14 protein-coding genes and 2 tRNA genes are annotated in these 19152 nt (G+C 72.7%); 7 read left to right on the forward strand and 9 right to left on the reverse strand.

Annotation, left to right across the window (positions count from 1 at the left end):
- The first annotated feature begins 65 nt into the window (after nt 1-65).
- On the forward strand, nt 66-2207 hold the full coding sequence (locus EBO15_RS08520; RefSeq protein ID WP_122193781.1) for a beta-glucosidase family protein: 2142 nt from the start codon (nt 66-68) through the stop codon (nt 2205-2207).
- A gap of 71 nt (nt 2208-2278) precedes the next feature.
- On the opposite strand, the gene EBO15_RS08525 is transcribed toward EBO15_RS08520, so the two are convergent.
- Nucleotides 2279-2352: transfer RNA gene (locus tag EBO15_RS08525), tRNA-Gly, on the reverse strand.
- Between the two features lie 115 nt (nt 2353-2467).
- A tRNA-Pro gene (locus tag EBO15_RS08530) sits at nt 2468-2542 on the reverse strand.
- Between the two features lie 179 nt (nt 2543-2721).
- Between EBO15_RS08530 and EBO15_RS08535 the strand changes: the two genes are divergently transcribed.
- Complete coding sequence (locus tag EBO15_RS08535) at nt 2722-3756, forward strand: NAD(P)-dependent alcohol dehydrogenase (RefSeq protein WP_122193818.1); 1035 nt, start codon at nt 2722-2724, stop codon at nt 3754-3756.
- A gap of 43 nt (nt 3757-3799) precedes the next feature.
- Here EBO15_RS08535 and alaS read toward each other — a convergent pair whose 3' ends face one another.
- Together alaS and EBO15_RS08545 are read right to left on the reverse strand one after the other, a co-directional pair.
- Nucleotides 3800-6460: an alanine--tRNA ligase gene (alaS, locus tag EBO15_RS08540; protein WP_122193782.1), complete on the reverse strand. Its 2661-nt coding sequence runs from the start codon at nt 6458-6460 to the stop codon at nt 3800-3802.
- Between the two features lie 214 nt (nt 6461-6674).
- Nucleotides 6675-7073: a winged helix-turn-helix transcriptional regulator gene (locus tag EBO15_RS08545; protein ID WP_122193783.1), complete on the reverse strand. Its 399-nt coding sequence runs from the start codon at nt 7071-7073 to the stop codon at nt 6675-6677.
- A gap of 121 nt (nt 7074-7194) precedes the next feature.
- Between EBO15_RS08545 and EBO15_RS08550 the strand changes: the two genes are divergently transcribed.
- Nucleotides 7195-7773, forward strand: a complete 579-nt coding sequence (locus EBO15_RS08550) for a YceI family protein (RefSeq protein WP_122193784.1) — start codon at nt 7195-7197, stop codon at nt 7771-7773.
- Between the two features lie 9 nt (nt 7774-7782).
- On the opposite strand, the gene EBO15_RS08555 is transcribed toward EBO15_RS08550, so the two are convergent.
- Nucleotides 7783-8508 (reverse strand): HAD family hydrolase, encoded by a 726-nt coding sequence (locus EBO15_RS08555; RefSeq protein WP_122193785.1) that lies wholly within the window; start codon nt 8506-8508, stop codon nt 7783-7785.
- A 76-nt stretch (nt 8509-8584) separates the two neighbouring features.
- On the opposite strand from EBO15_RS08555, the gene EBO15_RS08560 reads away from it, so the two are divergent.
- Both EBO15_RS08560 and EBO15_RS08565 read left to right on the forward strand, forming a co-directional pair.
- A complete protein-coding gene (locus tag EBO15_RS08560; RefSeq protein ID WP_233616055.1) occupies nt 8585-9205 on the forward strand; it encodes a hypothetical protein in 621 nt (206 codons plus the stop codon).
- On the forward strand, nt 9202-10248 hold the full coding sequence (locus EBO15_RS08565) for a nucleotidyl transferase AbiEii/AbiGii toxin family protein (RefSeq protein ID WP_122193786.1): 1047 nt from the start codon (nt 9202-9204) through the stop codon (nt 10246-10248). The genes EBO15_RS08560 and EBO15_RS08565 overlap by 4 nt, the downstream gene beginning before the upstream one ends.
- Before the next feature lie 103 nt (nt 10249-10351).
- Here the strand turns inward: EBO15_RS08565 and EBO15_RS08570 are convergent, their stop codons facing one another.
- Nucleotides 10352-12196, reverse strand: coding sequence for a glycosyl hydrolase family 18 protein (locus EBO15_RS08570; RefSeq protein ID WP_122193787.1), 1845 nt, complete (start codon nt 12194-12196; stop codon nt 10352-10354).
- Nucleotides 12197-12400: 204 nt separating this feature from the next.
- Nucleotides 12401-12880, reverse strand: coding sequence for a MarR family winged helix-turn-helix transcriptional regulator (locus tag EBO15_RS08575; protein WP_122193788.1), 480 nt, complete (start codon nt 12878-12880; stop codon nt 12401-12403).
- 62 nt (nt 12881-12942) lie between these two features.
- Here EBO15_RS08575 and EBO15_RS08580 point away from each other — a divergent pair, with 62 nt between their 5' ends.
- Nucleotides 12943-13392 carry a cupin domain-containing protein gene (locus tag EBO15_RS08580; protein WP_122193789.1) on the forward strand — a complete coding sequence of 150 codons (450 nt, stop codon included), beginning with the start codon at nt 12943-12945 and terminating at the stop codon, nt 13390-13392.
- Nucleotides 13393-13703: 311 nt separating this feature from the next.
- Nucleotides 13704-17045, forward strand: coding sequence for a S8 family peptidase (locus EBO15_RS08585; RefSeq protein ID WP_158628165.1), 3342 nt, complete (start codon nt 13704-13706; stop codon nt 17043-17045).
- A 66-nt stretch (nt 17046-17111) separates the two neighbouring features.
- On the opposite strand, the gene EBO15_RS08590 is transcribed toward EBO15_RS08585, so the two are convergent.
- A complete protein-coding gene (locus EBO15_RS08590) occupies nt 17112-17756 on the reverse strand; it encodes a LuxR C-terminal-related transcriptional regulator (protein ID WP_122193791.1) in 645 nt (214 codons plus the stop codon).
- The gene (locus EBO15_RS08595) at nt 17729-18994 is read right to left on the reverse strand and encodes a sensor histidine kinase (RefSeq protein WP_122193792.1); all 1266 of its coding nucleotides are present in this window, start codon (nt 18992-18994) and stop codon (nt 17729-17731) included. Before EBO15_RS08595 ends, EBO15_RS08590 begins: the two co-directional genes overlap by 28 nt.
- Nucleotides 18995-19152 lie beyond the last annotated feature (158 nt).

The following is a 19152-nucleotide window of genomic DNA, read 5'->3' on the forward strand; positions in this document are numbered from 1 at the left end:
TCGTGCTGATTGCTAATTTTGCGGCTTCGTGAGGCTGAAGCGCGTCGTGGGAGAGTCGGCAAGGAATGATCAGAAGGAGGGCCCCGCTCGTCGTCGGAACGCTGGCGGCGGCCGGGCTCCTGGTGTCCCCGGTGACGCGGGCCCAGGTCGCGGGGGCGGCCCCGGACGACGCGCCGTGCGCCGTCCCGTCCGGAAGGGCCTGGTGCGACCGCGCGCTGCCCGTCGAGCGGCGGGCGGACGCGCTGGTCGCGGCGCTGACCGGCGAGGAGAAGATCGCACTGCTCGCGGGGGACGACCTGGTCGGGCCGTTGCGGGCGGCCGACGACGCGCGGTTCCGCGCGGGAACGGTCCACGGCGTGCCGCGGCTCGGGATCCCGGACCTGTACCTGGTGGACGCCGGGTCGATGGGCGTGAAGCAGGGACCGAACACGGCGCTGGCGTCCGGGCTGTCCCTGGCGGCGACCTTCGATCCGACGGCGGCGGGACGGGCGGGCGCCGTGGTCGCCGACGAGGCCGTCCACCATGGGAACGACGTCGTCCTCGGCCCGGCGGTCGACCTCATGCGGACGGCCCGGAGCGGCCGCGCGTTCGAGGCGTACGGCGAGGACCCGCTGCTGTCGTCGCGCATGGGCGCGTCCTGGATCCGGAGCGTCCAGGCCAGGGGGTTGATCGCGCAGGTCAAGCACTTCCCGGCCAACAACCAGGAGGCCGACCGGTACTCGGTGAACGCGGTGGTGTCCGAGCGGGCGCTGCGGGAGGTGTACCTGCCGCCGTTCGAGGCGGCGGTCCGCGACGCCGGGGCGGGCAGCGTCATGTGCGGGTACAACCTGGTCAACGGCCTGCCGAGCTGCTCCAACACCCCGCTCCTGGACGGCGTCCTGCGCAGGCGGTGGGGTTTCACCGGTTTCGTGGTCAGCGACTGGATGCGCGGCGCGAAGAGCACCGAGGGGTCCATGAAGGCCGGGCTCGACCTGGAGATGCCGATCGGGGTCCAGTACAGCCCGCCCGCGCTCGGCGCGGCCCTGCGCGACGGGAAGGTCACCTGGACGGACGTGGACGCGCGGCTCCGGGCCAGGTTCCGGACGCTGCTGGCGTTCGGGGTGTTCGACCGGGCCCGTCCGGTCAACGACGGACGCGTCGACCGCGCCGCGCACGACCGCACCGCGCAGCAGCTGTCCGAGCAGGGGATCACGCTGCTGAAGAACGCGGGCGGCGTGCTGCCGCTGAAGACCGGCGCCGGGATCGCGGTGATCGGGAAGCCCGCCGCGCAGGTGCGGTCGGCGACCGGGTCGGCGTACGTCAAACCCGTGTCGGCGGTCACACCCCTGAAGGCCCTGACCACGCGCGCCGGGACCAGGAACGTGACCTACCGGGACGGCACGGACGTCGCGGCGGCCGTGAAGGCGGCCCGGGCCGCGAAGGTCGCGGTGGTGTTCGCCGCCGACGCGCGCGCCGAGGACGCCGACGTCGCGTGCCTGGCGCTGCGCTGCGGCGACGGCAGGCTCGGCGACCAGGACGCCCTGGTCACGGCCGTCGCCAAGGCCAACCCGAACACCGTGGTCGTGCTGCAGACCGGCGGGCCGGTGCTGACGCCGTGGGCGGGCAGGGTCCGGGGGATCATGGAGTCCTGGTACGCGGGCGGGCCGGGTGGGACGGCGATCGCGCGCGTCCTTTTCGGTGACGTCGACCCGGGCGGGCGCCTCCCGGTCACTTTCCCCGCCGCCGAGAAGCAGGCCCCGACCAGTGGTGATGCGACCCGGTACCCGGGTGTCGGGGGCGCCGTCCGCTACAGCGAGGAATTGCTGGTCGGATACCGGCACTACGACGCCAAGGGCCTTGTTCCGGCATTCCCGTTCGGGCACGGGCTCTCCTATACCGGATTCAAGTTCACCGGCCTGAAGATGTCGCCGACCGGGGTGAGCGTGACCGTCACCAACACCGGCAGGCGCCGCGGCTACGCCGTCCCGCAGCTCTATCTTGGGCTGCCGTCCAGCAAGGCCGTCCCGGAGCCCGCCAAGCAGCTCAGGGGCTTCGGGAAGGTCTCGCTCGCGCCCGGGGCGTCCGCCCGCGTGACCTTCCCCCTGGACGCCCGCGCCTTCTCCTACTGGAACACGACGACGCACTCCTGGCAGCAGGTGAAGGGATGCGCGAAGGTGATGGTCGGAACTTCTTCGCGGGCCGTCTCGCTCACCGGGAATCTTTGCTGAGAACGGCGCGAAACAGCGGTACAAAAGAAACGACAACGGCGGCCGATCGGCCGCCGTTGTCGTTTCGAACGTGGAGCGGATGACGGGAATCGAACCCGCGTAGCTAGTTTGGAAGACTAGGGCTCTACCATTGAGCTACATCCGCGTGGGTGAGGCATCGCCTCGTCCGTGACCGTAGCGTACCGGGTTTTCCGGGTGGTTGTCGCTTCGATAACGGGTGAGGAAGGCGGAGGCCCGTGGGCCCCGCCTCGCCTCGTCCGTCGGGCTGGCCGGATTCGAACCGGCGACCCCCGCCACCCAAAGGCGGTGCGCTAGCCAAACTGCGCTACAGCCCGCAGCGCGCAGCAGTCTATCCCGTTCCGCGGCATGGGCGCAGAGATGCGGAGGTGAGTGATGTATCTCCACGAGTAGATCATCCCTCTTTGGGGCTTTTAGCTGGTTGATGGGGTGATGGTGTCGCCTGGGGGTATGGACCGCGTGAGGCGGGTTCGTGGCGGTCACCGAGGGGGAGATCATGAAGGCTGTCCAGTTCCGGGAGGCCGGCAGGCCGCCGGAGGTCGTCGAGGTTCCGGAGCCCGAGCCCGGCCCCGGGCAGGTCCTGCTGAAGGTGACCGCGGCCGGGGTCTGCCACTCGGACTTCGTCGTGATGCAGAGCCCGGCCGAGCTGGGCATCGGGCTGCCGCTGACGCTCGGCCACGAGGGCGCGGGCACGGTCGCGCGGCTCGGCGCGGGCGTCACGGGCCTGGACGTCGGCGAGTCCGTCGCCGTGTACGGGCCGTGGGGCTGCGGGACGTGCCCGGAGTGCGCGCAGGGCAAGGAGAACTACTGCCGCCGCGCCGCGGCCCTCGGGATCCGTCCGCCCGGGCTCGGCGCGCCCGGCGCGATCGCCGAGTACCTGCTGGTCGACGCGCCGCGCCACCTCGTCCCGCTCGGTGATCTCGACCCGGTGAAGACCGTCTCGCTGACGGACGCCGGGCTCACCCCGTACCACGCGATCAAGGGCGCGCTGCCGCGGCTCGTGCCGGGCAGCACCGCCGTGGTCATCGGCGCGGGCGGCCTCGGGCACGTCGGGATCCAGCTGCTCCGCGCCCTGTCCTCGGCCCGTGTGATCGCCCTGGACGTCTCGGACGCGAAACTGGAGCTCGCCAAGGAGGTCGGCGCGCACGAGGCCGTGAAGTCCGACGACAAGGCCGTCGCGCGCGTCCGCGAGCTGACCGGCGGGTTCGGCGCGCAGGCCGTGTTCGACTTCGTCGGCGCCCCGCCCACCACCGCGATCGCCACGGGCGTCGCGAGCACCGAGGCGGACGTCGCGATCGTCGGCATCGGCGGTGGTACGGCCACCGTCGGGTTCGGCGCGATCGCCTACGACGCGTCCGTCCGGTCGCCGTACTGGGGCAGCCGGTCCGAGCTGGTCGAGGTGCTCGACCTGGCCCGCGCCGGCGCGGTGGACGTCCACATCGAGACCTACTCGATCGACGAGGCGCCCACCGCCTACCGGCGGCTCCATGACGGCGAGATCAGCGGCCGCGCCGTCATCGTCCCGAACTGAGCAGGCGCCCGGACGGGCCGGGTCGGGTCAGGGCGCGAGGACGTCAGGGCGCGAGGACGTCCCGGACGGTCCGCTCCGCCACCCTCAGCGCCTCGGACAGCGCCTCCACGCGCCGTCCGCCCGCGTTCGCGACCGGGCCGCGCCCGCCCGCGCCGCCGCCGACCACGCGCGCCGCGTCCGCCAGAAGATCGCGCGCCTCGACGCCGAGCGTCCCCGAGACCGCCGCCACCAGCAGCGCCCGGCCGTCGGAGACCGTCCCGAGGACGACCGCGCCCGGACGGCGCAGCAGCCCCGCGGTCTCCGACGCCAGCCCGCGCAGCGACTCCACCGGGACGCCGTCCACCCGCGCGGAGACGACCGGGACGTCTCCGGACACCGACGCTGACGCGGACACCGACGCGGACGCCGCCAGCCGCGCCGCCCGGGACGACAGGTCCGCCGCGCGCAGCGCCGACAGCTCGCGCTCCGCCTCCGCGAGGGTCGCGAGCCGCTGCCGCAGCCGGTCCGGCGCCTGGTCCGCGGGGACCGACAGCAGGTCCGCCAGCTCCCGCAGCAGCGCGCCCTGGTGGTCATGGTGCCGCAGCGCGTCCGGGCCGGTCAGCGCCTCGACGCGCCGCAACCCGGACCCGACCGACGACTCCCCGAGCAGGTGCACGGGACCCGCCTGCGCGCCGTGCCCGACGTGCGTGCCGCCGCACAGCTCCCGGGACGCGTCGCCGATGTCCACGATCCGCACGCGCTCGCCGTACCGCTCGCCGAACAGCGCGACCGCGCCCGCCGCCTCCGCCGACGCGCGGTCCGCCTCCCAGACCCGCACGTCCGGATCGTCCAGCAGGTAGTCGTTCACGAGCGTCCGGACCGCCGCCAGCTCGCCGTCGGTGACCGCGCCGAAGTGCGCGAAGTCGAACCGCAGCCGCCCGGGCTCGACGCGCGAGCCGCGCTGCGCCGCGTGGTCGCCGAGGACGCGCTTCAGCATCGCGTGCAGGACGTGCGTCGCGCTGTGGGACCGCGCGGTCGCCGCCCGCCGGTCCGCGTCCACGACCGCCTCCGCCTCCTCGCCCACGCCGACCTCGCCCGACACGACCCGGACGGTGTGGACGTGCAGCCCGTCCAGCCCGAGCCGCGTGTCGAGCACGTCGAGCGTCCCGGACGGCGTGACGACGCGTCCGGTGTCGCCGACCTGTCCGCCCGCCTCCGCGTAGAAGGGGCTTTGGGACAGCACCAGCTCCACCGTCGCGCCCTCGTGCGCGCGCGTGATCTCGGAGCCGTCGAGGAGCGCGACGACGCGTCCTTCCGCGGACGTCCTGTCGTAGCCCACGAACGTGGTCCGGCCGTGCCGCGCGAGGACGCCCCGGTAGAGGTCCTGCCGCGCGACCGCGTCCCCCTTGCGTCCCTGGCCCGCCGCGTGCGCCTGCCTGCGCTGCGCCTCCAGGAGGCGGCCGAACTCGTCCTCGTCCACCGACAGGCCCGCCTCGCGCGCCGCGTCCAAGGTCAGGTCGATGGGGAAGCCGTAGGTGTCGTGCAGCTCGAACGCCGTCCGCCCCGGCAGCGACCCCGCCCCGGTCTCCGAGACCCTCGCGATCGCCGACTCCAGCAGCCGTGAGCCCTGCCGGAGCGTCCGGTCGAACCGCTCCTCCTCCGCCGCGACGACCCGCTCCACCAGCGGACGGCCCGCGACCAGTTCCGGCCAGGAACCGCCGAGGCCGCCGACGACGCGTCCGGTGAGGTCCGCGAGCAGCGGGCCCTCGATCCCGAGGAGCCGCGCGTGCCGGATCGCGCGGCGCAGCAGCCGACGCAGCACGTACCCGCGCCCGTCCCCGGACGGCAGCACGCCGTCCGCGATGAGGAACGCCGCCGTCCGCGCGTGGTCGGTCACGATCCGCATGGACCTCGCGACGTCGCCGCCGTGCCGTCCCGGGTACTCCCGTCCCGCCCGCTCCTGGACGAGCCGGAACGCGGGCAGCAGCATGTCCGTCTCGCAGACGGTGTCGACGCCCTGGAGGATCGCGGTGAGCCGCCCGAGCCCGAGCCCGGTGTCGATGTTCTTCGCGGGCAGCGGCCCGAGGACCTCGTAGCCGTCCTTGCCGTCGCCCGCGCCGCGCAGGCTCTCCATGAACACCAGGTTCCAGAGCTCCTGGAAGCGCTCGCCGTCCACCGCCGGGCCGCCGTCCGGCCCGAACTCCGGTCCCCGGTCGTAGTGCAGCTCGGAGGACGGCCCGCAGGGCCCGGGCACGCCCATCGACCAGTGGTTGTCGACCATGCCGAGCCGCTGGATCCGGTCCGCCGGAACCCCGAGGCTCCGCCAGATCGCCTCCGCCTCGTCGTCGTCGCGGAACACGGTCACCCAGAGGCGGTCCCGGTCGAGGCCGTAGTGCCCGGTGAGGAGCTCCCACGCCCACGGGACGACCTCGCGCTTGAAGTAGTCGCCGAACGCGAAGTTCCCGAGCATCTCGAAGAACGTGTCGTGCCGGGTCGTCCGGCCCACGTTCTCGATGTCGACGGTGCGGACGCACTTCTGCACCGACATCAGCCGCCGGTGCTCGGGCACGCGTTCGCCCAGGTAGCAGGGCTTGAACTGGTTCATCCCCGCGTTCGCCAGCAGCAGCGTCGGATCGTCCGGCACCAGGGGGCCGGACGGCACGCGCACGTGGCCGCGCTCGCGGAAGAAGGTCAGGAAGGTCGAACGGACGTCATCGGACAGCATGGTGAACCCTCACGAGGTGGTCGGGACAGCGGCGCACACCGCCGAGCCGGACCGCGCGTCGCGCGTTCTCCGGCTCGGCGCGGCTAGCTCGCCGTCCCACCTCGTGAAGGTCCATCGTCCTTGCGTTCTGCTCCGTGCGGGCGTCCAGGTGCCGTCCAAGGTAACAACCGGAATCCCGATCCCGCACCCCGGTACTCCCGTCCGGACGCCCGTATCAGCCGGCGGCCTGCCCCGTCCGGGCCGGTTCCTGCCGTTCGTCGTAGGAGGCGCGGGCGGCGTCGATCTCGTCGCCGTGCGCGGCGGTCCACACGATGATCGGCTCGATCGCCTCCAGCATCGTCCGGCCGAGCCCGGTCAGCGTGTACTCGACGCGCGGCGGGATCTCCGGGTGGACGGTCCGGATGACGAAGCCGTCCCGTTCGAGGCCGCGCAGCGTCACGGTCAGCATCCGCTGGCTGATCCCGACGCACTCGCGCTTCAGCTCGCCGAACCGCTTGGTGCGCTCGCCGAGCAGCGCGATGACCATCAGCGTCCACTTCTCGGCGACGCGGTCGAGGGTCTCGCGGGCGCGGCAGGCCTCGGGGGAGTGCTCGCTCAGGCCGCTGACGTCCATGGTTATCTCCGGGTGCGTGGGGCAGGTGAAAGTGCCTTCTTGTGGGGCTTCGCGAGGTTCTCGCAGGATGAAGGCGGTTCCTCGGAGGAACCGACTTACTTCCCAGAACCAAGGAGACACGATGACCACCGGACTTGTCGAGATCCCCGGGTACGTCGCGGGCACCTGGACGGTGGACACCGTCCACTCCACCGTCGGGTTCGCCGTCCGGCACCTGATGATCAGCAAGGTGCGCGGCCGGTTCGGCGACTTCGACGCGACGTTCACGACCGGGACGGATCCGCTCGACTCCAGCGTCACCGCGACCGTCCGGATGGGCTCGGTCGACACCGGCAGCGCGCAGCGTGACGAGCACCTGCGCGCCGCCGACTTCTTCGCCGTGGCCGACCACCCGACCATGACGTTCCGCTCGACCGGCCTGCGCCCGGCCCGCGGGCAGGGCCGGTTCGAGCTCGACGGCGAGCTGACGATCAAGGGCGTGACCAGGCCCGTCACCTTCGACCTGGAGATCGGCGGGTTCGGCCCGGACCACTTCGACCCGGACGGCCGGGGCGCCCGCGCCGGGTTCACCGCGTCCGGCGTGATCGACCGCACCGAGTTCGGCGTGGACACCAACATGCCGATCCCCGGCGGCATGGGCCTCGGCGAGAAGGTCGAGGTCACCCTGGAGATCGAGGCCGTCCTGGCCACCGGCGCCTGACCGCGCCCCTCACCGGCGCGCGTCCACGAGGGCGGCCAGCTCGGCGAGGCTGACGACGCGCGGGACGCCGACGGCGGAGCCGATGCCGGTGCCGGTGCCGGAGCCGGTGCCGGTGTCGGCACGGTCGAGCCAGACCCCGGTGAGACCGGCCGCCGCCGCCCCCCGCGCGTCGGTGTCGAGCCGGTCCCCGACGTGCAGGACGGCCCCGGGCGCCTGCCCCAGCCGGGCGCACGCCGCCGCGAAGATCGCCGCGTCGGGCTTGGCCACCCCGGCCTCCTGCGACGCGATCACGCAGTCCGCGACGTGGGAGAGGACGCCGATGTGCTCCAGCTTGGCCCGCTGCGCCGCGCCGTCCCCGTTCGTCACGATCCCGAACCGCAGCCCGCGTGCCGCCAGCTCCTCGAACGCGGGCCCGACGTCCGGGTAGGCCGTCCAATGCGCCTTGTAGCGGACGCGGTAGCCGGCGAGCCAGGCGTCCGCCGTGGCGTCGTCCCACCCGGGGTGCCCGAGTTCGCCCGCCAGAGCGATGGCGCGGCCCCGCCGCTGCTCGGTCTGCGTCAGCTCGCCTTGGACCATGCGCAGGACGAACGCGTCGGTCAGCTCGGTCCAGCGGCGCTCCACGAACGCGGCGTCGGCGTCCGGCCAGCACTCCGTGGCGGCGCGGACGGCCGCCGTGTCGTGGTCGAGAAGCGTCCCGTCGAGATCGAACAGGACGGCGGCGATGCTGGTGCCCATGGGAGATCTCCTTTCCGGCCTCCATTCTGCGAAATTCGGATGACCGTGTTCCCGGATTTCTGGAACCCTCCCAAAGGTGAACATCACGGGGGATTTCGAGATCCATCTGACGGTCGCCGAGCCGGACGCGCAGCGGGCGCGCGAGGCCGCCGCGGCACGCGGACTCAAGCTCACCCTGATCGAGCTCGCCCGCGGCCGGACGCCCGTCCAGCCGATGCTGAGCCTGCGCCGGTCCGGCGCCCGGGACGAGGTCCTGGCCGCCGCCGGACGCGCGGCCGCCGACCTGCGCGGCGACGGCCTGCGCGTCGTCCGCGTCAAGGTCGAGGCCGCGCCCTGGAACGACGGCGTGCCGCGCACCGACGCCGAGGGCGACGCGCTCGGCTCCTACTTCGAGCACCACGTCAAGCTGCTGCTCACCCCGGACGCCGACCTCGCCGCCCTCGCGGACGCCGCGACGGCGCACGGCGCGCACGTGTCGCGCAACGCCCGGCGCGTCCGCCCGGACGGCCGTCCCGAGCGGTTCGTCACGCAGCGCTGCCACCGCGTGGGCGCCCCTGCCGCCGCCGCCCGCCTCGACGCCCTGGTCACCGACCTGCGCGCGGCCGGTCACACCATCGTCGAGGTCGAGCGCGAGTACGTCGTGCACGACGACACGCCGTCGCTGGACGACGGCTGGATCACCGAGGAGTCACGATGAGCTGGGACGACCTGCCCTGGGGCCCCTGGCCCGCCACCACGCGCCTGCCGAGGGAGCCGCTGGACGAGGAGACCGCGCGCCGCCTGCGGATCCCCCCGACGGTCCGCACGGTCACCGGCGCCGAGCAGATCCCCGTGTTCGACCCGGCGATGCAGCACCACCACCGGGGGATACGGCCGAGCGAGCCCCGGTTCGACGACGAGGCGGGCGGCGCGCGCTGGTACGCGGCGCGGCGCCGGGCGCTCGACCACGTCCTCGCCGGGGTCGCCGCGTCCAGGTGGGCGGAGAACCTGATGCTGCGCGGCAGCATGCTCCTGCGCGCCTGGTACGGCCGGGCGGCACGCGACCCGGGCGACCTGGACTTCGTGCTGCGCCCGTCGACGTGGGGCGTGAACGAGAAGCGCACCGACGCCCTGCTGACCGGCGTCGCGCGGCAGGCCGAGCGCGTGTCCCGCGAGGACGCCGGCCGCGGCAAGCCGGTGCTCATCGACGCGGACGGCGCGGTCTGGTCCGACATCTGGACCTACGACCGCGTGCCCGGCCGCCGGATCGTCCTGCCGTGGACGGCCGAGGGCGTGCCCGACGGGACCGTCCAGATCGACTTCGTGTTCAACGAGACGCTGCCCTCCGAGCCGGAGGTCACCGTCGTCCCGCGCGCGGACGGCACCGGATCGGTGCGGCTCCTGGCCGCGACGCCCGAACTGTCGCTGGCCTGGAAGGTGTTGTGGCTGCACAGTGACGCCTACCCCGAGGGCAAGGACCTGTACGACGCGTGCCTGCTCGCCGAGCACACGTCCCTTTCCGGTGAGCTGCTGCTGAAGGTGCTCGAGCTCGCCGACGACTCCTACAGGAACGGGCCGGTCACCGAGCCGGGCTTCCGGGAGTCCTTCGCCGCGAATTTCCGGGAGTGCCTGGAGTACGTCGAGTGGGACGAGTTCCGCAAGGACCGTCCGAACATCGCGGAGTCGCCCCAGCCCTACGCCGACCGCCTGGTGGAGGCGCTCCGGCCCACGTTCGACGGGCTCCGGCAGAGCGCCCGGTGAGCAGGGTGAAGGCCCCCGGCGGGAGGAGGAACCGGGGGCCTTCTGGGAGGGATCGCGGCCCGGACCGTTCTGGGAGGTCCGGGCCGCGACCGGGGGGAAGGGATCAGCCGAGTCCGGAGCGGATGGCGGAGACCAGCTCGCCGTTGGAGGTGTCGCCGGACATCTCCCAGAAGAAGGCGCCGCCGAGTCCCTGGGACTTGGCGTAGCCCATCTTCCCGCCGATGGTGGACGGGGTGTCGTAGGACCACCAGTCGCTGCCGCACAGCCCGTAGGCCGTCCCGGCGACGACGCTGTCCACGGGGCACTTGGACTTCAGGACCTTGTAGTCGTCGATGCCCTGCTCGTAGGTGCCCGCGGCCGGTCCGGTCGCGGTGCCGCCGGGCGCCTTCTGCGTGACGCCCGTCCAGCCGCGGCCGTAGAAGCCGATGCCGAGCAGGAGCTTGCCGGACGGGATCCCGAGGCCCTTGAGCTTCGCGATCGTGTCGGTGCTGTTGAACTCCTTGATCGGGATGCCGTCATAGGAGGTCAGCGGGGAGTGCGGGGCCGTCGGGCCCTTGGCGTCCCACGCGCCGAAGTAGTCGTAGGTCATGACGTTGTACCAGTCGACGTACTGCGCGGCGCCGCCGTAGTCGGCCGCGTCCATCTTGCCGCCGGACGTGGCGTCCGCGGTGATGGCCGCGGTCACCAGCTGGGACGAGCCGAACCGGGCCCGCACGGCCGCGAGCAGGTTCCTGAACGACGCGAACCCGCTGGTGTCGCAGCTCAGCCCGCAGGCGTTCGGGTACTCCCAGTCGATGTCGATGCCGTCGAACAGTCCCGCCCAGCGCGGGTCGTTGAGCAGCTTGTAGCAGGAGTCGGCGAACGCGGCCGGGTTCTGCGCGGCCTGGGTGAAGCCGCCGGACCAGGTCCAGCCGCCGAACGACCAGATCACCTTGATGTTCGGGTACTTCTTCTTCAGCTCCTGCAACTGGTGGAAACTGCCGCGCAGCGCGCCGTTGTCCCAGGTGTCGGACGTCCCGTCCACGCTCTCGCCCGCGCCGTAGAAGCGGTCATAGTCGGCGTAGCTGTCACCGACGGCGCACTGCCCGTTGGTGACGTTGCCGAACGCGTAGTTGATGGTTGTGATCTTGCTCGCGGTGCCGCTCGTGTCGATGTTCCGGACGTGGTAGTTCCGCTGGTAGACGCCCCAGTCGGTGAAGTACCCCATGACCCTCGTCCCGCCGGACGGCGGGTTTCCGCCGCCGGAGTCGTCCGTGGTCACGGACACGGCGTTCGACGCGGGGGACACGTTGCCCGCAGCGTCCCGCGCCTTCACGGTGAAGCTGTACGCGGTCTTCGCCGTGAGGCCCGTGACGGTCGCGGACGTCCCCGTCACCGAGACGGCCTTGGCCGACCCCTGGTAGACGTCGTACCCGGTCACGCCGACGTTGTCGGTCGACGCCGTCCAGGACAGGCCGACCGTGGTGTCGGTCTTCCCGGTGGATCTCAGCCCGGACGGCGCGGTCGGCGGCTGCGTGTCGCCGCCGCCGGGCGGGGTGCCCGAGCCATCACAGGACGCGCCGTTCACGGTGCAGCCGGACGCCCAGCCCGTACCGCTCCCGTCGAAGCCGAAGCTCGTGGTCGCGCCCGCCGCCACCGACCCGTTCCAGGACGTGTTGGCGAAGGCGTAGTGGTCGCCGGTGCGGGTCTGCGTGGTGTTCCAGGCCGAGGTGACCGCGGTCCCGGACGGCAGGTCGAACTCCACCTTCCAGGCGCTGATCGCGGCGGACGTGCCGTTGGTGATCGTGCACGAGCCCTCGAAGCCCGTGCCCCAGTCGGAGGTCTTGGTGCAGGTGGCGGTGACGGCGCCGGCGGCCGCCGAGGGATGCGCCGCGGTGAGCGTCAGCCCCGCCGCGGCGGTGAGTGCGGACAGGACCGCGAGGACCCGTCGTCTTCCCGCTGTGGCCATGATTCTCCGTTCAGTCCGCGCCCCCGAACCAACAGGAATCTTGATAATTCTTAGGAAAGTTTCCTAAGAGTCGCCGCGATGTTAACCGCGCTGACCGGCCCCGGCAAGGGTCTTCCGGGCACCGGTTCGCGACGATCACGCTGGTCCGCCCCGCACGCTGCACCGGTCCGGAAGATCACTTCGGACGCGCCCGCACGCCGGGGGTCAGGAGCCGCCGAACCAGCCGGGGGCGTCCAGGCGCCACAGGTCGCCGGGCGTCATCGCCCGCAGGTCGGTCTCCAGGGCCCGCATCCGGTCGGGGCCGAGTTCCTCCGCCCAGCGCCCCCGGACGGCCTCGAAGATCGTCGCGGACCGGTCCAGCGCGTCCACGCCGAACGCGGTCAGCCGGACGATCTTGCGACGCGCGTCGGACGGGTCGGCGCCGCGCTCGACGTAGCCGAGCCGTTCCAGGGTGTCGACGAGCTTGCCCGCGGCCTGCTTGCTGACGCCGAGCCGCCTCCCGAGCTCGACGGCCGCGGTGCCGCGCGGCCCGATCGCCTGGAACACGAAGCCGTGCATGGGACGCAGGTGCGGATGGCCCTGTCTCGCCAGCTCGTCGTGCGTCTCGTCGATGATCTGCCGGAACGCCAGGAAGAGCCGGAGCGGCAGTTCCCAGCCGGGCGCGTCGTGGTCGGCGCTTGACATGAAAGACAACCTCGTTGACTATATGGACAACCCAGTTGTCTAAATTCTAGCGGGAGACCCCCATGACCGTGATCAGCGACACGACCGTGATCCGTGCTGCGACCGTGATCCGTGAGGCCGGGGCACGCCGTACCGAGACCCCGAACGGCGTCATGACGTCCCTGGCCACGCCCACCCAGGGCGGCACGTCCAGGCTCGCCGTGTGGAAGGTCGACGCGGCGCCCGGCGCGACCGGACCGCTGCACGTCTTCGACGAGGAGTCGGTGTGGACGTGCCTGGACGGCGGGGCGGCCTTCACCGTCGGCGACGACCGGATGGACGTCGCGCCCGGCGACACCATCGTGCTGCCGGGCGGCGTGGCCCGGCAGATGGTCGTCTCCCCGGACGGCTTCCGGGCCGTCGTCGCCGCGCCCGCCGGGGTCCTCGTCTCCACTCCCGTCCCCGTCGTGCAGGAGGGCTGCGACCTGGCCCCCAAGGGCGACGAGAAGATCGTCCCCTTCTGGGCCCGCTGACGTTCCGCACTCCGGCACCGGACGGAACGTTAGCGCGGCGAATTACCGTCGGCCGGAATGCGCCTCCCGGGGGTGTCCCAAACACAAGCGTGATCTAATCGTCGCTTTTCTCCCTCTTGTCCCACTCGTCAAGATCCGTTGATATTCGGACGTTCGCCGTATTTGCTCCGCGGCGACCCGTCCGGCCCTGCCGCCCGGACGTAGCTCTCGTGGCCGCGTACACCCGCCCGGGGCCGCGACGGATCTTGTGAAGGGACCTCATGGCCCTACGAAATGGGAGATCGTCCGGACGGACGGACCCGCGGGGCGTCGTGCCCACCCGGCGGAGCGGCCTGCTCGCCGGGCTGGGCGCGGCCGTGCTGGCCCTCGGAGCGGGCGCGGTCACCGCGCCCGCCCAGGCCGCGCCGAAGCCCGACGCCGCCAAGCCGTCCCGGGTGATCGTGCTGCTGAAGACGCCGTCCGCCAAGGACGCCCTCGTCGCCAGGGTGCGGGCCGCGGGCGGGACGAAGGTCACCGCCTACCGGGCGGTCCCGTCGTTCGCCGCGACCGTCTCCGCCGACCAGGCCATCGCCCTCGCGGGCGACCCCGCCGTCGCGGCCGTCGTGCCCGACACGAACGTGCCGGTCGCGCCCCCGTCCCCCAACCAGAAGCCGACCGCCCCGGTCAAGGGCATGGCCAAGGCGCAGACGGGGCAGTCCGCCCTGCCGCCCACGGTCTGCCCGTCCGACCCGAAGAAGCCCCTGCTCGAACCCGAGGCGCTCACGACCACCCGCGCCGGGCTCGCGCACCAGGCGGGCATCGACGGCACGGGCGTCACCGTCGCCTACATCGCCGACGGCGTCGACCCGAACAACCCCGACTTCGTCCGCGCCAACGGCAAGAAGGTCTTCACCGACTACCAGGACTTCTCCGGTGAGGGCCCGAACACGCCGACCGGCGCGGCCGAGGCGTTCGGCGACGCGTCCGCGATCGCCGCGCAGGGTCGCATGGTCTACGACGCGTCCGACTACGCGCACCCGACGCAGGGCATTCCGAAGGGCTGCACGATCCGGGTGCTCGGCATGGCGCCCGGCGCGTCCATCGTCGGGCTCAAGGCCGGCGGCGAGCTGATGCCGAACTCGGCCATCCTCCAGTCGATCGACTACGCGATCGGCAAGCACGTCAACGTGCTGAACGAGTCGTTCGGCTCGAACGTGTACCCCGACGACGGCAGCCGCGACACGATCAAGCTGTTCAACGACGCGGCGGTCCGCGCGGGCATCACCGTCACCGTCTCCACCGGGGACGGCGGCATCACCGGGACGCAGGGCAGCCCGTCCACCGACCCGAACGTGATCGCGGCCGCGGGCTCCACCGACTTCCAGAACTACCAGCAGACCGGGTACGGGGCCGCGCGCTTCGCCAAGCCCGGAAAATGGATCTCGAACAACGTCTCGGCGCTGTCGTCCGGCGGCATCTCCCAGGGCGGGCGCGTCCCCGACCTGGTCGCGCCGGGTGAGTCCGACTGGGCGCTGTGCACGCCCGACCCGTCCAAGTACGAGGCCTGCGTCGGCTACTCCGGCAAGCCCGCGTCCATCCAGCCGTTCGGCGGGACGAGCCAGTCCGCGCCGATGACCGCGGGCGCCGCCGCGCTGGTCATCCAGGCGTACCGGAACGCGCACCACGGCCAGTCGCCGTCCCCGTGGCTGGTCAAGCGGTTCCTCACCGGCACCGCGCACGACCTCGGCCTGCCCGGCCCCGAGCAGGGCGCCGGACTGCTGGACGCCAAGGCCGCCGTGGACGCCGCCCGCACCTACAAGGGCTCCGCGAACGTCGTCCCCGACATCACCCAGGCGACCCTGACCGGCACCCCCGGCGCGACGGTGGGCAAGAAGATCGCGTTCACCAACCACGGCACCACGTCCACCAAGGTGAGCCTCGGGACCCGGGCCTTCAGCACTAAGCAGACCGGCTGGCAGACCGTCCCGTTCAAGGCCGCGTCGCTGCCGACCATCCCGTACGCGACCAACGGCGCGCCGTGGTCCTACAAGAAGGTCACGTTCAAGGTCGCCAAGGGCACCGACGTCCTCGGCGTCTCGACCGCCTGGCAGGGCGTGAACGCGACGCAGCCGAACGGCTCCCTGCTCGGGCCCATCGTCCGGCTCACGCTGATCGACCCGAACGGCGCCTACGCGGCGAACTCGCGTCCGCAGGGCTCCAACGTCTCGGCGAACCACGCCTACGTCGACGTCCGCTACCCGGCCGCCGGGACATGGACGGCGATCCTGTACAGCCCGCAGTCCGGCGGCCAGTCGTACAGCGGACCGGTGCAGTTCGCGACGTCCGCGGGCAAGGCGGTCGCGCGCGGGACGGTCAGCCCGTCCACGCTGACGCTCAAGCCCGGCCAGACCGCGAGCGCCACGTTCCGCGCCAGGACCGACGGCACCCGCGGCGACCTCCCCGAGGCCGTCACGTTCCGGACGTCCGCGGGCCAGGCGGGATCGGTCGCGGCCGTCATCCGCACGCTGGTCCCGACCAAGGGCGGCAGGGGCACGTTCAGCGGGACGATCACCGGCGGCAACGCCCGCGCGTACACCCCGGGACAGACCTCGACGTACGCGTTCGACGTGCCGAAGGGACGCCACGACCTCGGCGTCACCCTGAAGCTCGCCCGCGACCCGAACGTCCTGGTCGAGGCCGCGCTCGTCGACCCGGACGGCCAGCTCATGGGCACCGGGTCCAACGCGCGCGACTTCAAGGACGACGGCACCCCGGTCACCGCGGGCACCCTCCAGGTGACCCAGGCCGACCCCGTGCCCGGACGCTGGCGGCTGACCGTCATCGTCGCCAACCCCGTCAGCGGCAAGGAGATCTCGCAGAACTTCACCGGGACGATCGGGTTCGACCAGGTGAAGGTCACCGGCTCCCTCCCGAAGGGCGCGAAGCTGCCCGCCGGGAAGGCCGCGACCTTCACCCTCACCTACGCCAACAACGGCGTCGCGCCCGTCCCGGTGCAGGTGAACCCGCGCCTCAAGGACTACGCCGACGTGACGCTCGCGCCGATCGGCTCGTCCCCGACCATCCCGCTGCCGATCACGCCGAGCACGTCCGTCCCGGCGTACCTCGTGCCGCCCGGCACGCGGGCGCTGTCGCTCGCCGCGCAGTCCAGCACCCCGGCGCAGGTCGAACTGCAGGGCCCGTCCGGCGAGCCGGACGTGTACGGCGACCTCGCCTCGGCGAAGAAGGGCGACCTGACCTCGATCGCCCGCGTCAGCGAGGCGGGCGGGCGGAACGTCCTCGCGCGCGGGTTCTGGTTCAGCTACGTCCAGCAGATCGGCCCGTTCTCGGGTCCGGCGCCGTCCGGTTCGAGCACGCTCGGCGCCGTGGCGAAGACCCAGCCGTGGGACACCACGGTGACGTCCCCGGCCGGTGACCCGTACAAGACGGCGATCACCGGGGACTTCACCCCGAACGGCACCCCGGTCGTCGTCCAGCCCGGCAGGAGCGGCAAGGTCGCGGTGACGATCACGCCGACCGCCAAGCCCGGCACGGTCGTGAACGGCGTGCTCTACCTGGTGACCTCGCCGGTGGGCGCGTTCAACGGCCTGCTCGGCCAGATCTACGGCGGCGGCGACGTCCTGACCGCGATCCCCTACTCCTACACCGTCGGCTGACACGCCGACCGACCAGGGAGGGCCGCTCCGATTCGGGGCGGCCCTCCCGCATCCCGGGTGCGGGCGTCAGGCGTGCAGGTAGGCCAGGACGGCGAGGACGCGCCGGTTGTCGTCCTCCGACACCGGCAGGCCGAGCTTGGCGAAGATGTTCGCGGTGTGCTTGGTGACGGCCTTCTCGGTGACGAACATCTTCCCGGCGATCGCGGCGTTCGACCGTCCCTCGGCCATCAGCTCCAGCACCTCGCGCTCGCGCGGCGTCAGCGCCTTCAGCGGCTCCTCGCGCGACCGGCGGGTGAGCAACTGCGACACCACGTCCGGGTCGAGCGCCGTCCCGCCGTCGGCGACGCGCCGCACGGCCTCCACGAACTGCTTCACGTCGGACACGCGGTCCTTCAGCAGGTAGCCGATGCCGCCCGAGCTGTCCGACAGCAGCTCGCGCGCGTACAGCTGCTCCACGTGCTGCGACAGCACCAGGACGGGCAGCCCCGGGATCGCGCGCCGCGCGTCCAGCGCGGCCCGCAGGCCCTCGTCGGTGAACGTCGGCGGCAGCCGGACGTCCACGACCGCCACGTCCGGGCGGTGCTCCAGCAGGGCCCGGCTCAGCGACGGCCCGTTGTCCACGGCCTCGACCACCTCGAACCCGTAGGCCGACAGCAGCCGGATCAGGCCGTCGCGCAGCAGTGCTAGATCTTCGGCGATGACAACGCGCACGGCAGCTCCATGGTCACGACGGTCGGCCCACCCTCGGGGCTGGTGACGGCCATGGTGCCGTCGAAGGCCGCCAGGCGGCGCGTGATGCCCCGCATCCCGGTGCCCCGCGAGGGATCGGCGCCGCCGCGCCCGTCATCCCCGACGATCATCACGAGCGCGGTGCCATTGTGCCGGACGTCCACCCACGCCCGCTCCGCGCCGGCGTGCTTGACGGTGTTCGCGAGCATCTCGGCGACCGCGAAGTACGCGGCGGACTCGACCGGGGGAGCGGCCCGCCCGGGGAGGTCGACGGTGACGTTCACCGGCAGCGGCAGGGTCAGCGCGAGCGCCTGGACGCCGCCGGGGAGGCCGCGCTCGGCGAGCACCGGCGGGTGGATGCCGCGGACCAGGTCGCGCAGTTCGGTGAGCGCCGTCCCGCTGGCCTGCCGCGCCTCGATGAGGAGCCGCACCGCCTCGTCCGGGTCGTCCTTCACCATCTGCTCGGCGAGGCCGATGTGCATCGACAGCGCGACGAGGCGGGCCTGCGCGCCGTCGTGCAGGTCCCGCTCGATGCGGCGCAGCTCGGCGGCCGACGCGTCCACGGTCTCCGACCGGGTCGCGGTCAGCTCCCGGACGCGCTCCTCCAGCCGTGCCCGGGTCGGGCCGAGCATCGACCGGTTGACGAGCGCGTACGCCCGCATGATCGGCGGACCGCCCAGCCAGCCGGTCAGCACCAGCACGGACCCGAGCAGGAGGCAGCCGATCGCGCCGGGCGGGCCGTAGTCGCCGAGCGGCCAGAACGGCCCCCAGCCGAACGAGTGCAGGCTGTACAGCCACGGCGCCACCAGGACGCCTTCCAGCCCGTACACGACCAGCGCGGACGGCAGCCCGGCGAGCACCACCCCGAGCACCGAGTTCACGAGCGTCCAGAGCATGTCGCGCCAGGTCGCCGGGTCGGTGAGCAGCCACTTCACCCGGCCGAACCCGCTCGCGTCCGCAGGCCGCGGACGGTACGGGACGGGGATCTCCACCCCCGACCACTCCTTCGCCCAGCGGCGCTGCTGGTTCGCCAGCCCGCGCACCGCGAGCAGGACGGGCGGCAGCAGGGCCAGCCCCACTCCGAGCGGGACGAGCGCCAGCGACACCCCGAGGAGGATCGCGAGCGGCAGGTTGGCGATCTGGGCCAGCAGCGCCTGGAGCAGGCTGCGTCCGACCGCGAGGCCGGCCACGCCCGCATGGTCCTGCGCTTCGCCGTTCACACGCACATTGTGCCTGAACAGCGTGAATCGGTCAGGGGGCCTGGCTCCCCCATCGCGATGGGGGGCTTTCGCCTACCCCCGAGGAGGGCGTGGGCCCAGTGCCCCGGAGCCCGCGCCGGACGAACATCGAGTCGCTCGGTGACAAAAGCCGCCGGGCG

The sequence above is a fragment of the Actinomadura harenae genome (assembly GCF_003696215.1).
GTDB classification, from domain to species: domain Bacteria; phylum Actinomycetota; class Actinomycetes; order Streptosporangiales; family Streptosporangiaceae; genus Spirillospora; species Spirillospora harenae.